General features: G+C 49.1%; 14 protein-coding genes. 12 read left to right on the top strand and 2 right to left on the bottom strand.

Features of this window, described 5'->3' with window-relative positions:
- Positions 1-154 precede the first annotated feature (154 nt).
- The 11 genes from VIM87_RS14190 (at position 155) to VIM87_RS14140 (ending at position 11,197) form a co-directional block, all read left to right on the top strand.
- Positions 155-787, top strand: a complete 633-nt coding sequence (locus tag VIM87_RS14190; protein WP_331997632.1) for a phosphoribosylanthranilate isomerase — start codon at positions 155-157, stop codon at positions 785-787.
- A gap of 75 nt (positions 788-862) precedes the next feature.
- Positions 863-2,071: a tryptophan synthase subunit beta gene (gene trpB, locus VIM87_RS14185; protein ID WP_331997631.1), complete on the top strand. Its 1,209-nt coding sequence runs from the start codon at positions 863-865 to the stop codon at positions 2,069-2,071.
- A gap of 86 nt (positions 2,072-2,157) precedes the next feature.
- Entirely contained in the window at positions 2,158-2,925 is a 768-nt protein-coding gene (gene trpA / locus VIM87_RS14180; protein WP_331997630.1) for a tryptophan synthase subunit alpha, read from the top strand.
- Positions 2,926-2,968: 43 nt separating this feature from the next.
- The gene (gene hisH, locus VIM87_RS14175) at positions 2,969-3,562 is read left to right on the top strand and encodes an imidazole glycerol phosphate synthase subunit HisH (protein ID WP_331997629.1); all 594 of its coding nucleotides are present in this window, start codon (positions 2,969-2,971) and stop codon (positions 3,560-3,562) included.
- A 3-nt stretch (positions 3,563-3,565) separates the two neighbouring features.
- A complete protein-coding gene (gene hisA, locus VIM87_RS14170) occupies positions 3,566-4,717 on the top strand; it encodes a 1-(5-phosphoribosyl)-5-[(5-phosphoribosylamino)methylideneamino]imidazole-4-carboxamide isomerase (RefSeq protein ID WP_331997628.1) in 1,152 nt (383 codons plus the stop codon).
- Between the two features lie 162 nt (positions 4,718-4,879).
- Positions 4,880-5,635, top strand: coding sequence for an imidazole glycerol phosphate synthase subunit HisF (hisF, locus tag VIM87_RS14165; RefSeq protein WP_331997627.1), 756 nt, complete (start codon positions 4,880-4,882; stop codon positions 5,633-5,635).
- A gap of 147 nt (positions 5,636-5,782) precedes the next feature.
- Entirely contained in the window at positions 5,783-6,376 is a 594-nt protein-coding gene (gene hisIE, locus VIM87_RS14160; RefSeq protein ID WP_331997626.1) for a bifunctional phosphoribosyl-AMP cyclohydrolase/phosphoribosyl-ATP diphosphatase HisIE, read from the top strand.
- A gap of 23 nt (positions 6,377-6,399) precedes the next feature.
- Positions 6,400-7,485, top strand: coding sequence for a redoxin domain-containing protein (locus VIM87_RS14155; RefSeq protein WP_331997625.1), 1,086 nt, complete (start codon positions 6,400-6,402; stop codon positions 7,483-7,485).
- A gap of 167 nt (positions 7,486-7,652) precedes the next feature.
- The gene (locus tag VIM87_RS14150; RefSeq protein WP_331997624.1) at positions 7,653-8,780 is read left to right on the top strand and encodes a TlpA disulfide reductase family protein; all 1,128 of its coding nucleotides are present in this window, start codon (positions 7,653-7,655) and stop codon (positions 8,778-8,780) included.
- 317 nt (positions 8,781-9,097) lie between these two features.
- On the top strand, positions 9,098-9,463 hold the full coding sequence (locus tag VIM87_RS14145; protein WP_331997623.1) for a BlaI/MecI/CopY family transcriptional regulator: 366 nt from the start codon (positions 9,098-9,100) through the stop codon (positions 9,461-9,463).
- Between the two features lie 6 nt (positions 9,464-9,469).
- Complete coding sequence (locus VIM87_RS14140) at positions 9,470-11,197, top strand: M56 family metallopeptidase (protein ID WP_331997622.1); 1,728 nt, start codon at positions 9,470-9,472, stop codon at positions 11,195-11,197.
- 37 nt (positions 11,198-11,234) lie between these two features.
- On the opposite strand, the gene VIM87_RS14135 is transcribed toward VIM87_RS14140, so the two are convergent.
- Complete coding sequence (locus VIM87_RS14135) at positions 11,235-12,290, bottom strand: formylglycine-generating enzyme family protein (protein ID WP_331997621.1); 1,056 nt, start codon at positions 12,288-12,290, stop codon at positions 11,235-11,237.
- Positions 12,291-12,366: 76 nt separating this feature from the next.
- Here VIM87_RS14135 and VIM87_RS14130 point away from each other — a divergent pair, with 76 nt between their 5' ends.
- On the top strand, positions 12,367-13,728 hold the full coding sequence (locus VIM87_RS14130) for a GH1 family beta-glucosidase (protein ID WP_331997620.1): 1,362 nt from the start codon (positions 12,367-12,369) through the stop codon (positions 13,726-13,728).
- Between the two features lie 101 nt (positions 13,729-13,829).
- Here the strand turns inward: VIM87_RS14130 and VIM87_RS14125 are convergent, their stop codons facing one another.
- Entirely contained in the window at positions 13,830-15,410 is a 1,581-nt protein-coding gene (locus VIM87_RS14125) for a RagB/SusD family nutrient uptake outer membrane protein (RefSeq protein ID WP_331997619.1), read from the bottom strand.
- Positions 15,411-15,421 lie beyond the last annotated feature (11 nt).

Genomic DNA, 15,421 nt, shown 5'->3' with positions numbered 1-15,421 from the left:
CTATTAAGAGCGGTGGAGAAAATGTAAAATCATAAATGTAAAATTTCAAATGTAAAAGTTAATGGAGGGATAAAACCTCTTTAACCATTCGCAGCATTCCACTTTTACATTTTGCATTTAGTATTTATCATTTTACATTCTTAAATTATAATTAATGGAACTCAACATAAAAGTATGCGGCATTACCCGTGAGCAGGACCTGCAAGCCCTGGTACAGTATGGTGTGAACTATGCCGGTTTTATCTTTTATGAAAGATCGTCCCGTTTGGTAACAGGTAAGCTGGATGCAGCTACCGTACGCAGCACCACCGGTATAAAAAAGGCAGGTGTGTTTGTAAATGAAGATCTGCAAAGCGTACAGCAAAAGGTAGCAGACTACGGGCTGGATCTGGTGCAGCTGCATGGGAATGAAACACCGGAATATTGCGCTGCCATCCGGAAAGTAGTGCCGGTAGTAAAAGCTTTTCGTATAGGGGAGCAGGTGAGCTGGCAGGAGCTGGCGCCCTTTATACCGGTAAGCGACTACTTTTTGTTTGATACCGCGGTAGGAAAATCCTACGGTGGTACCGGTCAGCAGTTCAACTGGGACCTGCTGAAAAGCTATCCCTTCAGCCATCCTTTTTTCCTGAGCGGTGGCATTGGGCCGGAACACGCCGCTGCATTGACTGAGCTGGAATTGCCGGCTTTATTTGCAGTGGATGTGAACAGCCGTTTTGAAACAGCACCCGGTGTAAAGGATATGGAAAAAGTAAAGGAGTTCGTGAACGCGCTGTGCGGACCACAGTAATACTAATCAAACGAAATATGCTATGGACCATCGACTATGGACCATGGACTTATTAAAATCATAAAACTAATTAGAATGGAGATAGCGGTAAATACAAAGGGCTCCAAATATCATGTGAATGAAAAGGGATATTACGGCAGCTTTGGCGGGGCATACATTCCCGAAATGCTGTATCCCAATGTAGAGGAGCTGCGGCAAAACTACATGCAGATCCTGGCAGATCCGGGTTTTCAGCAGGAGTTCACCCAGCTGCTGAAAGATTATGTGGGCCGCCCGTCGCCGCTGTACCTGGCCAAACGTTTGTCTGAAAAATATAAGGCTAACATTTACCTGAAGCGGGAAGACCTGAACCATACCGGTGCACACAAGGTGAACAACACCATTGGACAGATCCTGCTGGCGCAGCGCCTGGGCAAAAAACGCATTATTGCGGAAACCGGCGCAGGGCAGCATGGAGTAGCCACCGCTACGGTATGTGCTTTAATGGGCCTGGAATGTATCGTGTACATGGGCAGTGTGGATATTGAACGGCAGGCGCCCAACGTAGCACGTATGCAAATGCTGGGCGCTACCGTAGTACCTGCCACCAGTGGCAGCCGTACCCTGAAAGACGCTACCAACGAAGCTATCCGCGACTGGATCAATAACCCGGTGGATACGCATTACATCATAGGCTCCGTAGTAGGGCCGCATCCGTACCCGGATATGGTAGCGCGTTTTCAATCCGTGATCAGCGAAGAAATAAAACAGCAGCTGCAGGAAAAAACCGGCAGCCCTTATCCCAATTACGTGCTGGCCTGTGTAGGCGGCGGCAGTAATGCAGCGGGCGCTTTCTTCCATTTCCTGGATGATGAGCAGGTGCAGCTGATACCCGTAGAAGCAGCCGGTAAAGGCGTGAACAGCGGTTTTTCCGCCGCTACTTCCCAGCTGGGCAAACCTGGTGTGATACATGCCAGCAAAACCCTGCTGATGCAAACAGAAGACGGGCAGATCGTGGAGCCACACTCTATTTCCGCTGGTTTGGATTATCCGGGTGTAGGGCCTTTACATGCCCACCTGTATGAAACCGGCCGCGCACGTTTCCTGAACGCTACGGATGATGAAGCCCTGGAAGCCGCTTTTGAGCTTACCCGTTTGGAAGGCATTATCCCTGCGCTGGAATCATCCCACGCGCTGGCCCGTTTAAAAGACCTGAACCTGAAACCCAGCGATGTAGTAGTGGTATGCCTCTCCGGCCGTGGCGATAAGGATATGGGTACTTACATTAAACACATGCAGAAATAATTTACGATGTTAGATTTACGATTTTAGATTTTAAAGGGAACCGCTTCAATAAAATCTAAAATCGTAAATCGTAAATCTAAAATCGAATGAATCGCATAGATCAACTTTTTGCAAGCAAACAAACTGGCATCCTTAATATATACTGCACAGCAGGTTTCCCTGCCCTGGAAGATACTTTGCCGGTAATGACAGCCCTGCAGGCGCATGGCGCAGATATGATAGAGCTGGGCATGCCTTTCTCTGATCCCCTGGCAGATGGGCCTGTGATCCAGGACAGCAGCACCCGTGCCCTGCAGAACGGCATGAGCCTGAAAAAGCTGTTTACCCAGCTAAAGGATTTCAGAAAAAATATACACGTTCCCGTTATACTCATGGGTTACCTGAACCCGGTAATGCAATTTGGCATAGAGCAGTTCTTGCAGCAGTGCGCAGCCACCGGGGTAGATGGCCTTATTTTGCCGGACCTTCCCATGCAGGAGTATGAGCAGGAATACCGCCCGCTTTTTGAAAAATATGGATTACACCTTATCTTTCTGGTAACACCGGAAACCAGCGAAGCCCGCATACGGCAGATAGATGCACTGAGCAAAGGATTTGTGTACGCCGTATCCTCCTCTTCCACCACCGGGAAAGATAAGGATATGAAAGGCCAGCAGGCCTACTTTGAACGCATAAAGGCCCTGCAGCTTAAAAACCCGGTGCTGATCGGTTTTGGTATAAAAGATAAGTCCACCTTTGATGCGGCCTGTGCATACAGCAACGGCGCTATTATTGGAACGGCGTTTATTAAAGCAGTAGAGAATACCAAAGACCTGGATGGAACCATCAAACAGTTCATTCAATCCGTAAAGTAAACGTGTGCCACGCCTCAAAGGTGTGGCGCACATAAGATATAACATGAAAACAGCTATCATAAAATACAACGCCGGCAACATCCGCTCCGTGCTTTTTGCGCTGGACCGCTTAGGAGTGCAGGGCACGGTAACCGACGATCCCGAAGAGATCCGGGCAGCTGACAAAGTGATCTTTCCCGGTGTGGGAGAGGCCAGCACCGCCATGCAGTACCTGCAGCAGCGGGGCCTGGATAAAGTGATCACCAGCCTGCAGCAGCCGGTGCTGGGCATTTGCCTGGGCTTACAGCTCATGTGCAAACACTCTGAAGAGAATGATACGCCCTGCCTGGGCATTTTTGATGTAGAGGTAAAACGTTTTCAATCGCCGGTAGCTAACCTGTTAAAGATCCCGCAGATCGGCTGGAACAACATAGCTGGTTTGCACAGCACTATCTTTGAAAAGGTGCCGGAAAACAGCTACATGTATTTTGTGCACAGCTACTACGCCGCGCTGGCGCCGGAAACAGTGGCTATTGCCAATTACGTGGTGAACTACAGCGCTGCTTTACAAAAGGATAACTTTTACGCAGTGCAGTTCCACCCGGAGAAATCAGCAGAGGCAGGACAAAAATTGCTGGAAAGCTTTCTGAAGTTATAAGCAATGGCAGGTATTGAAATAAAGCAGATCCAGACCAACGATACTTTACTGCTGCGCAGGGATGTATTATATCCCGGCCAGCCGTTAGACAGTGTACGTGTAGAGCATGATGAAGCAGCCATACACTTTGGCCTGTTTAAAGACGGGCAGCTGGTAAGCGTAGGCTCCCTGTTTATGAACGGTAAGCAGGCCCAGTTCCGCAAGCTGGCTACCACACCGGCTTTGCAGGGTAAAGGATACGGCACCTTACTTATTAAACGAATGCAGCAGCAGTGCCGGGAAGCAGGCATCCCTTTATTATGGTGCCATGCCCGCCGTACTGCCGAAGGTTTTTACACCCGCCTGGGTTTTACCAAAGCAGGCAATTATTTTGAAAAGAATAACATTATTTATTGCAGGATGGAATTACCCGTGCAAACAACCAAACAGTTTACCGTAATACCCGCCATAGACATTATTGACGGCAAATGTGTGCGCCTTACGCAGGGCGACTATGCCCAGCAAAAAGTGTACAACGAACATCCGCTGGAAGTAGCAAAGGCATTTGAAGATATTGGCGTGCAGCGCCTGCACCTGGTAGACCTGGACGGCGCTAAAAAAGGAGCGGTAGTGAACTGGAAGGTGCTGGAGGCCATTGCCGGTAAAACCGGTCTGGTAGTGGACTTTGGCGGAGGTATTAAAACAGTAAAGGACCTGGATATTGTATTTGAAAGCGGGGCAGCGCTGGCTACTATTGGCAGCATAGCGGTAAAAGACCCGGAGCTGTTCTTTGGCTGGGTAAAAAAATACGGTCCTGAAAAAATATTCCTGGGCGCTGATGTGAAGGAAGAAAAAATAGCAGTAGGCGGCTGGCTGGAAACAACCCAGCTCTCCATCTATGATTTCCTGGAAGAGAATGTACGCCATGGCGTGCATAATATCTTTTGTACGGATATTGCAAAGGATGGCTTGTTACAGGGCCCGTCCACCGCACTATACCAGCAAATACTGGAACGTTTCCCGGATATTAACTTTGTAGCCAGCGGCGGCGTAAGCAACCTGCAGGATGTTGAAACCCTGCGTGAAATAGGCTGCAGCGGCGCCATTGTAGGCAAGGCTATTTACGAAGGACGCATTACGATGGACGAGCTGAAGGAATTAATAATGAATAATTAAGAATTAATAATAATGGAAGAAGCATAACGAGAAGTGCAATTCCTTCATAATTAATAATGGATAATTAAGAGCTACTAATAAGGAAAGAAGCGTAACACGAAGTACAAGCCCTGCGATTATTAATTATTCATTCTTAATTATTAATTAAAAAAATTAAGAAGCATGCTTACAAAACGAATCATCCCCTGCCTGGACATTAAGGACGGGCGTACTGTAAAAGGGGTGAATTTTGAAAATATACGCGATGCCGGCGATCCCATAGAGCTGGGCGCTTTATACGCACAGCAGGGCGCAGACGAGCTGGTGTTCCTGGATATAACGGCTACGAATGAACGGAGAAAAACACTGGCAGAGCTGGTGACCGGTATTGCCAGGCATGTGAACATCCCGTTTACGGTAGGCGGCGGCATATCATCTGTAGAGGATGTATATGTGCTGCTGCAATCCGGCGCAGATAAAATATCCGTGAACACTTCTGCATTCAAACGCCCGGAGCTGGTGGATGAGCTGTCACGCGAATTTGGCAGCCAGTGTATTGTGCTGGCCATTGATACCCGCTTTGAAGAAGGCGACTGGTATGTGTACCTGAACGGCGGCCGCGTAAAAACCACCACCAAAGCTTATGACTGGGCCAAAGAAGCGGTAGACCGTGGCGCAGGTGAAATACTGCTTACCTCTATGAACAACGATGGCACCAAGCAGGGTTTTGCGCTGGACATTACGGGGCAGCTGTCACAGAACCTGAATGTGCCTGTGATCGCCTCCGGAGGCGCCGGTTCCATGGATCATTTTACAGCAGTATTTGAAAATGCCCAGGCAGATGCCGCGCTGGCCGCCAGCATTTTCCACTACAAGGAAATAGAAATACCCGACCTGAAGAAGTACTTATACAGCAAAGGAATAAATATCAGATTTTAGATTTACGATTTTAGATTGGGAGTAACGAATACTTCGGTATTCAATAAAAGCAGGAAATACTCCGCTGCATTAGCTTATGCTTTATGCTTTGCGCTTTCGGCTCAAACAAATCTAAAATCGTAAATCTGAAATCGTAAATACGATTGTATGACAATTAATTTCGAAAAATCCCCCGACGGCCTGGTGCCGGCCATTGTGCAGGATGCAGCTACTTTAAAAGTGCTGATGCTGGGTTATATGAACCAGGAAGCAGTGAACAAGACCCTGCAGGAAAAAAAGGTGACCTTTTACAGCCGTTCGAAACAGCGCCTGTGGACCAAGGGAGAGGAAAGCGGCAATTTTTTGCTGCTGCAGGACGTTAAAGTGGATTGTGACAACGATACCTTGCTGATAAAGGCCAACCCGGTAGGCCCGGTATGCCACACCGGTGCAGATACCTGCTGGGATGAGGTGAATGTGAGCAACGATTTCCTGTCAAAGCTGGAAAGCGTGATCACAGACCGTAAGAATAATCCTACGGAAAAGTCTTACACCGCCAGCCTGTTTGCCAAAGGCATTAACAAAATAGCCCAGAAAGTAGGGGAGGAAGCGGTGGAAGTAGTAATAGAAGCCAAGGATAATAACGAAACCCTGTTCCTGAACGAAGCCGCCGACCTGCTGTTCCACTACCTGATCTTATTGAATGCCAAAGGCCACCAGCTATCCGATGTGCTGAACGTGCTGAAGGAGCGACACAAGTAGAATATTTTTTATATATTTATAACATGAAGCATTTATTCCTGGTGATGTGCTGCGCGGCCAGTGCCTTAGTTGCCAACGCACAAAACGTAATATCCGGCACGGTAAGCGGGGCCGATGGGAGAAAGATCTATTTGTTCGATGATGCGGACAATAACCCGGACGATTCCACTGTGCTGCAAAAAGGCCAGTTCAGCTTTACCATAAAGCAACCCTCAGAACCCTCTGTATTTGCGTTGATATTGGAAGGTACGGACCAGCCGCTGTTATTTGTGCCGGGCCCTACCCCGCAGCAGTTAACATTGAGCGCAGATAAATTTCCGATAGCAACCGCTGTAAAAGGCAATGATAATACAAAAGCCCTGCAGGAATACCAGGTGCTGTTTCAGCCGCTGATCCAAAGAGCGCATGCATTGAACCAGGAAGCATCCGGCATTTCAGGAGATGACGAAGCAGCTAAAGAGGCTTTCCGCAAAAAGGCCGGTGTTTTCAGCGACGATGTGGTAACAACCGGCAAAACCTTTGTACAGCAGCATCCCAAGGCATTAGCCAGTATGTGGATGCTGATCAATGAGTTACGCCCGCGGCTGAAGCCCGATGAATTTGCAGGACTGTTTGCCGGCCTGGATAAATCACTGCAAACCGGCAAGTACGGACAAAGCGTAAGCCAGTATATCAGAAGCCAGAAGCTCAGTGGCATTGGTGAAATGGCAGATGATTTTTCGCAGGGAGATGTAGATGGCAAAGCTATCAAGCTGTCCTCTTTCCGCGGTAAATATGTGCTGGTAGATTTCTGGGCCAGCTGGTGCGGTCCCTGCCGGGCAGAGAACCCCAATGTGGTAAAAGCCTTTAACAAATACAAAGGAAAGAACTTTACGATCCTCAGCGTTTCCCTGGATGATGATAAGAACCGCTGGCTGCACGCCATTAAGCAGGATGGCCTTAACTGGACACATGTTTCCGACCTGCATGGCTGGAGCAATGAAGTAGCCGTACAGTACGGTATCCGTTCCATACCCTCTAACTTCCTGGTAGACCCCCAGGGGCGCATTATAGCCCGCAACCTGCGCGGCTCCGCCCTGGAAGACAAGCTGGGAGAGATACTGAAATAATATTGCAGTTGTGCAAATATGCAGATGTGCAGATGGATTCCATTTGCACATCTGCACATCCGCACATCCACACATTCTCCCCCGTTTATCACAATCAGTTTGATTATGCCCCGCTGTTTCCTCATATTTGTTGCTACGTATAAACGTTAAAAGGAGCATTAATAATTATGAAGAGAGCTATACTGACTGCCGTGATGTTAGCGCCGGTAGTTTTGTTTGCGCAGGATGAGAAACCGTTTACGATCAGTGGAACGGTGGCGCAATTACAAAAACAGGCCAAAGTATATCTGAACGTGCGGAAAGGGGATGATAATACACTGGATAGTGCAGAGGTAAAAGACGGTAAGTTTGCTTTCAAAGGAACGATTAAGGAGGCTTCTATGGCCAGCCTGATGATGGTGATCAGCGAGCCGCCTGCTGATATGCCCAGAGGCGGCAGGCGCGATGTATTGCCGCTGTTCCTGGATAACGGAAATATTACCATTACCGCGCAGGATTCCATCAGCACCGCCACCGTAAAAGGATCTAAAGCCAATGATGCATACCTGCAGCTGAATGGTATGCTGAAGGATATAGATACCCAGATGCGGACCCTGCAAAAGGAATACCGCCAGCTATATATGGCCAAGGATGAAGAGGGGATGAAAAAGCTGGAACCGCGGTTTGATTCACTGGAAGCACAGGAAAAAACCATTATGCGCGCTTACCTGGATAAAAATCCCGGTTCGCCTATAGCCATGTTTGCGCTGAACCAGTATGCCGGTTATGAAATTAACCCTGCAGATGTAGAGCCGGTGTTTAAAAAGCTGGATAAAAAAATAAAGAATTCGGCCTCCGGAAAGGCCTTTGTACAGCGCCTGGAAGCAGCCAAGAAAACCGCCATTGGCCAGCCTGCGCTGGACTTTGCACAGGCGGATGCCAGCGGTAAGACCGTTAGCCTGGCCTCTTTCCGCGGAAAATATGTGCTGGTGGATTTCTGGGCCAGCTGGTGCGGCCCCTGCCGGGCAGAGAACCCGAATGTAGTTCGAGCTTACAGTAAGTTCAGGGAAAAAGGTTTTGAGATCCTGGCTGTTTCCCTGGATGATAAAAAAGATAAATGGCTGGCTGCCATACAGGCCGATAACCTGTCCTGGACGCACGTTTCAGACCTGAAAGGCTGGAAGAATGCGGCCGCAGAGCTGTACAGCATCCGCGCCATTCCCCAGAACCTGCTGATCGATCCGCAGGGCAGGATCATAGCGAAGAACCTGCGCGGCGAAGCGCTGGAAACCAAGCTGGGTGAAATAATGCAGTAGTTCAATCGGAAGTATCAAATAACAACAGGCGCCGGATGCAGTAAAATGTGTCCGGCGTTTTGTTTTCCGGATCACCTCTTTCAATCTTTCCCACCGTTCCTTCTCCACCTGCTCAATCCTTTGCTCAAATTCCTATCTCAAAACCACCTCCCGCAGATCTTCTGCTCAGTAATCTCTCAATTATCCTTCTTAAGCTACCTTTCCGGGGGGCTATTTCTGCTCTCAGCATCATCCTCCTAAACTATTTTAAAAAAAGAGTTACGAAAATGTCGTAGAATTACGAAAATATCGTAATTTAGTTCTGTAAAGAAATATATATGGAAAAGCTCACGCAGCAGGAGGAAGCTGCCATGCAGGCTGTATGGCAAAAAGGGAAGGGTATTGTGAAAGATTTCCTGGAAGCGCACAATGCGCCCGCTCCGCCTTACACCACCCTGGCATCCACCATCAAGAACCTGGAAAAAAAGGGTTATCTGCAAAGCCGTAAAACAGGTAACGTATATGAGTATACGCCTTTGATAGCAGAAGAAGAGTACAAGAAGAAGTTCATGAATGGTTTTGTACAAAACTACTTTGAGAACTCCTATAAGGAGCTGGTGACCTTTTTTGCAAAAGAAAAAAAGATCAGCCCCGACGAGCTGAAAGAGATCATTAAAATGATTGAGAATAACGATTCAAAATAATAAGATATGCCGGCCTTATTAATATACCTGTTAAAAGCCAACATAGCGCTTACCTTATTTTACCTGGCTTACCGCTTTGGACTGCGCAGGCTTACCTTTTATGTGCTGAACCGGTTCTTTTTGCTTACCGGCATTGTTTGCTCATCCGTATTTCCGTTAATAGATGTGAATGCGCTGCTGCAACGGCACCAGCAGATCAGTAACGTAGTAGCCTATGTGCCGGACCTGGATGCCTTACAGCTGCAGCCGGCAAACGAATTTACCGTATGGCATTTACTGGTATATATTTTTTGGGTGGGAGTAGCAGTAATGGCTATACGCTTTTTTATGCAGCTGCTATCCCTGTGGCGTTTACACCGGCAGTCGCAGGCAGCCGTTATACAGCAGCTGCCGGTAAAAGCTTTACAGCAGCCGGTGAATCCTTTTTCCTTCTTTAAGAATATTTACATTAATCCCTCCCAGCATGCCCCCATGGAGCTGGATGCCATTTTGCAGCACGAGCAGGTGCATGTTAAACAGTGGCATACCATTGATGTGATGATGGCGGAGCTGAATAATATTTTCTACTGGTTTAACCCCGGGGCCTGGCTGATGCGCACCGCCGTGCGGGAGAACCTGGAATTTATTACAGACCGGCGGATGCTGCAGCAGGGAATAGACCGGAAGATCTATCAATACAACCTGATAAAAGTTAGTGGAATTCCATATGCGACGGCCATCGCAAACAACTTCAATCTCTCACATCTGAAAAACAGAATTAAAATGATGAACAGCAAACGTTCCGCAAAATATAATATGCTGCGTTACCTGGTGCTGGGATGCGTGGTAGCAGTAGCACTGCTATCATTGAACTACAGCCGGGCCGCGTTTAAGCATGCGCAAACAGTAGATGTAACAGACACAATACCTGCACCCCCGGTAGCACCGGTAGCCCCCGCTGCACCGGTGCCGGCCATACCGGGCGTACCGCCCGTACCACCGGCCCCGCTTGCACCAATAGGCCCGGATAAGGGTGTACTGGCTCCAATAGCCCCGGATAAGGCAGCGCTGGCGCCTGCAGGCCCCGATACTTTCCCGCCTCCGCCGCCTCCTCCGCCGGCGCCTGCACCGTTACCGCCACCTCCACCACCGCCTCCGGTGCCGGATACCGTAAGGCCATCTGTCATAAGGATCGGTACCCCGGATCCTAAAATACTTTGGATAGTAGATGGGGTGGAAATGCATGAACCCAAACTTAATCCAGAGGATATTACCTCCATGAATGTATGGAAAGGGGAGGAGGCGCTGTCGCGTTATGGCGATAAAGGAAAACATGGGGTGGTTGTGATCACTACCAACAAAGGCAAGGGAGGATCCGGTGTAAAGGTCATTAATTTTAAAAGAGATTCCGCGGCCAGCGTAAAGGTTATTAGTTTTAAAAGGGATTCCGTAAAGGTACGTGCGGTAAATTTAACGGCGGATACTGCTCAAACAATTAACAAAAGTTACAACGTTAACCAGAATACTAATGTAAAAACAACCATTAGCATCCGCGGGCTTGATAGCTTAAAAGCCCAGCCGCTGGTGATCGTAAACGGGGTGGTAAAAACCCTGACGGCATTGAACACAATGGATAAGAACAGGATCACATCTGTTAATGTACTGAAAAGTGATCCCGCAGTAGCTTTGTATGGTAAAGCGGGCGTTAACGGCGTAATTATAATACAAACAAAAGATAGTATAACTGTAAAATAACCAGCAGCGAAAGGTGAAGCGGAAGTTTCACCTTTCACTATTTTACATCCTTCACGCAACGGAAACCTAAATTCGCCAGCCCGGAAGTGGGCGTGGTTTTCATTCTGGCCGTAACCCGGTACCCGCTGCAATATTCATCTGTACACATAAAGGAGCCACCCCGTATCACCCGCTTGGGCGCAGCCGGATCAGCCGGATCAAAGCCTTTATCAGGTCCCTGCGGGTTATGCGCTCCTGCCGGCGTATGCTGGTAATAATTAGCATCATACCAGTCTGCACACCATTCCCATACATTGCCCGACATATCATACAGCCCATAACGGTTAGGGGCATATGTTTTTACCGGCGCGGTACCATAAAAACCATCTGTTTTGGTATTCTGGTAAGGGAAATGCCCGTTCCAGGTATTGGCTTTAGGCTGGCCTGTGGTCAGCGCTTCATTGCCCCAGGGATAGTTTTGGCGGGCCAGTCCGCCGCGGGCGGCATATTCCCACTCTGCTTCAGTAGGCAGGCGCTTACCCGCCCATTGGGCGTAGGCCTGCGCATCTTCCCAGGATATATGTACGGCAGGGTAATGCTCTTTTCCATTGATGCTGCTTTCCGGCCCTTCCGGATGCTGCCAGCTGGCGCCGGCTTTAAAGGCCCACCATTGGGATACATCATCCAGCGGTACTTCATGATCCGGGGGCGAGAATACCAGTGAGCCGGCCTGCAGCAGGCTGCTGTCGGGGTCCGGGGACCCGGGCGGTAGTTCTTTCAGGATCTCTTCTTTGCTGATGGGTTTTTCTGCAATGGTAACATAACCCGTAGCTGCTACAAACGCTGCAAACTCTCCGTTGGTCACCTCATGCTCATCCATCATAAAACTATCCACCTGCACCTTATGCACCGGCTGTTCATCGGGCTGCGCAGGCATTTCATCTGTTCCCATTTCAAAGGCGCCGCCGGGTATCAGCACCATGCGGTTCATGGTATCTGTCAGCTTTACAGCCTGTACCGTACTGTCGGTGGCGGTTGCAGGCCGGGCGCCATTACCGCAGGCAGCCATGCAGCCGGCGCCTGATAGCAGGTATATGAGTGTGCGTGCATTCATACCTTAAAAATAAAGCGCTTATTGTTAACAATTAAATAATGATTTTTTTAAATAAACTATTGTAAACTGCGGTTGTATGGAATCACTTAATGCACCATTCAGCCGTCGTGATTTTGGAGATGATTTTTTATGGGGTGTTACTATTGCCGCTTTTCAGAATGAAGGCGCGCACGATAAAGACGGCAGGGGCAAATCCATCTGGGATGTTTTTACCCAGCGTAAAGGCAAGATTAAAGATGGCAGCCATGCCCGCGTGGCCACTGATTTTTATAACCGTTATTTCCAGGACCTGCTGCTGGCTAAAATAATGGGCTTTTCCGTTTTCCGCTTTTCCATTTCCTGGCCCCGTATACTGCCAAAAGGCAGCGGCCAGGTAAACTCTGCCGGCCTTGCTTTTTATCACCGCCTGATAGATGCCTGCCTTGAAATAGGCCTTACCCCCTACATCACTTTATACCACTGGGATCTGCCGCATGCTATGGAAACAAGGGGCGGCTGGTGCCACCGCGGCGTAGTGTATGCATTTGAAGAATATGTGCGTATATGCGTACGCGAGTATGGCGATAAGGTAAAGCACTGGATAGTGCTGAATGAGCCTTTTGGCTTTACCTCGCTGGGATATATGCTGGGCGTGCATGCGCCGGGCAAATTCGGGTTATCCTATTTTTTACCGGCCGTGCACCATGTGGTGCTGGCACAGGCAGCCGGCGCCCGGGTAATACGGGAAGAGGTAAAGGATGCGGTAATAGGCACTACTTTTTCCTGCTCGCACATTATACCCTATACACAAAATGAGCGCGACCTGCTGGCCGCACGCAAGGCCGATGCCCTTTTTAACCGCATGTTCCTGGAACCTGCGCTGGGCATGGGATACCCCGTGCATGATATGCCTATGCTGAAACGTATAGAGCGGCGCTACGCCCTTTGGCGCGACTGGGACCGTATGGCTTTTGATTTTGACTTTATTGGTATACAGCACTACTTTCCGCTGGTGGTACGTTACAATGCCTTTATGCCGGTGGTAGGCGTATCGGAAGTAAAACCCCGCTACCGTAAGGTGCCGGTAACAGCGCTGGGCTGGGAAATAAGCGCCGGCGGCATGTATGCCGTATTAAAACAGTTTGCCGCTTACCGCGGTGTAAAAAGGATCATTGTAACAGAAGGCGGCGCCGCGTTTACAGACCTGCCGGAAGACGGGCGTATCAGGGATACGGCCCGCATACAATACTTCCAGGATTACCTGGGCGCTGTATTACAGGCAAAAAGGGAAGGGGTGCCGGTAGATGGTTACTTTGCCTGGACGCTGACCGATAATTTTGAATGGGCAGAAGGTTACCGCGCCCGCTTTGGATTAGTGTACGTGGATTTTGAAACGCAGCGCCGCACCATTAAAGATTCGGGCTACTGGTTTAAGAGCTTATTAAATGAGGAAGGATGAAGCCGGGTAGCCTCATCCTCCTCTTTCATTGTTAATTGCTGCTTTTACTTACGCGAAGTGTTTTGTTGTACGGGTGATTGTTCACTGTTCCATAGGATATACTACCAGGAGGGGTTTTGCCCTACATTCGGGCTGATGGAGGTTTCACTCTGCGGAATAGCCCACAGGTAATCCCTTTGGGTGAATTTCCGTTGCTCCACCAGTATATTTTTACCATAGTCACTGCGGGTATTATCAAAGTAGTTGAGAATACCATACACAGGACCATTCATTACGGTCATTCCAATTTTCCAGCGGCGGATGTCGAACAGGCGGTTATCTTCCAGCGGAAATTCTACCCTTCTTTCCCTTTTCACCACCGCCAGCAGGGCCGCCTGTGTAGGGGTATTGGCAGCGGTTACTGCAGGCATGTTCACACCGGCGCGCTGCCGTACGCGGTTAATAGCATCATACACAGATGCGTCGATCTGGCTAAGCTGGATCTTTGCTTCCGCATAGGTGAGCAATACTTCCGGGAAACGCAGCAGTACAATATCATTGTAAGAGTTGCGGTCCCAGCTGCCGTCAATATCGGCCGGCACATATTTTTTGTAATAGAAGCCGGTAAAGGAGCCGTTGTTCTTGCCCAAACCATCAATGGAATTGGCTTTGCTTACATCAATAACAACCCCGTTCACCGTATCGCCCGGCAGTATAACGTTTAGCCTTAAACGCGGATCGCGGTTAGCAAAGGGATGCGCCGGATCATACAGGGGAGACTGGTCAATAGTTTTACCATCTGTGCACTCAAAAGCATCAACCAAAGATTGCAGCGGCGTGATCTCTGACCAGCCGCCCAGGGAAGGGCCGCCTACCCAGGTAGCCGTAGCATTGGGCAGTGTATTTTTTACGTACTGTGCTGATAGTATGATCTCCTTGCTGGTTTTATTGGTTCCGTTAAAAAGGCTCAGGTAGTTGTTATCAATAATGTAAGTGTTCTGGTCTATTACTGCTTTTGCTGCCGTAGCAGCATCCTGCCACCTGCCTTCGTATAGCAGGGTGCGTGCTTTCAGCGCCAGTGCAGCGCCTTTGGTAGCCCTGCCGGTGTTGGAGGCATCGTAAGTAGCCGGCAGCACATTGCTGATGGTGTCCAGCTCACTTACAATAAAGTCTGCCACCTGCGCCCGGGGAGTGCGGCTTTCATTCAGCTCATCTGTGGTGGGAATATGCGTTAACAGCACCACATCGCCATACAGGCCAATAAGCTGCTGGTAAGCAAAAGCGCGCAGGAAACGGGCCTCGCCTTTCAGGCGGTTGCGCAGCGTTGCATCCATGCTGCTTACACGGTCTATATTTTCCAGCACATCGTTGCAGGAGGTGATCATGCGGTAAAAGTTGCTCCAGAAATTGGAGAAGGCATTGTTGCCGGGAGTGGCGCTGCCATTACCTACATAGATCATTTCACTGGGCCAGTTGCTCCATGCATAGCTATCATCTGTAGCGGCGGAAAGGAACATACGGTTATCTACATCACCCAGCCCGCGGTAACAGTTGTTTACTGCGGCAATGGCGTCGGCTTGTGTTTTCCAGTAGCTTTCGCGGGATACGGCATCCTGCGGCTGCTCATCCAGGAAACTTTTTTTGCAGGCTGTAAAAGACATACAGGCGGCTGCGGCTATTAAGAATATGCTTAGTTTTTTCATGATTGCGAGCG

The organism is Chitinophaga sp., from assembly GCF_036569125.1.
Taxonomy (GTDB): domain Bacteria; phylum Bacteroidota; class Bacteroidia; order Chitinophagales; family Chitinophagaceae; genus Chitinophaga.
Note: the sequence above shows the minus strand (reverse complement) of the source record. Positions and strands in the feature narration are given on the sequence as shown.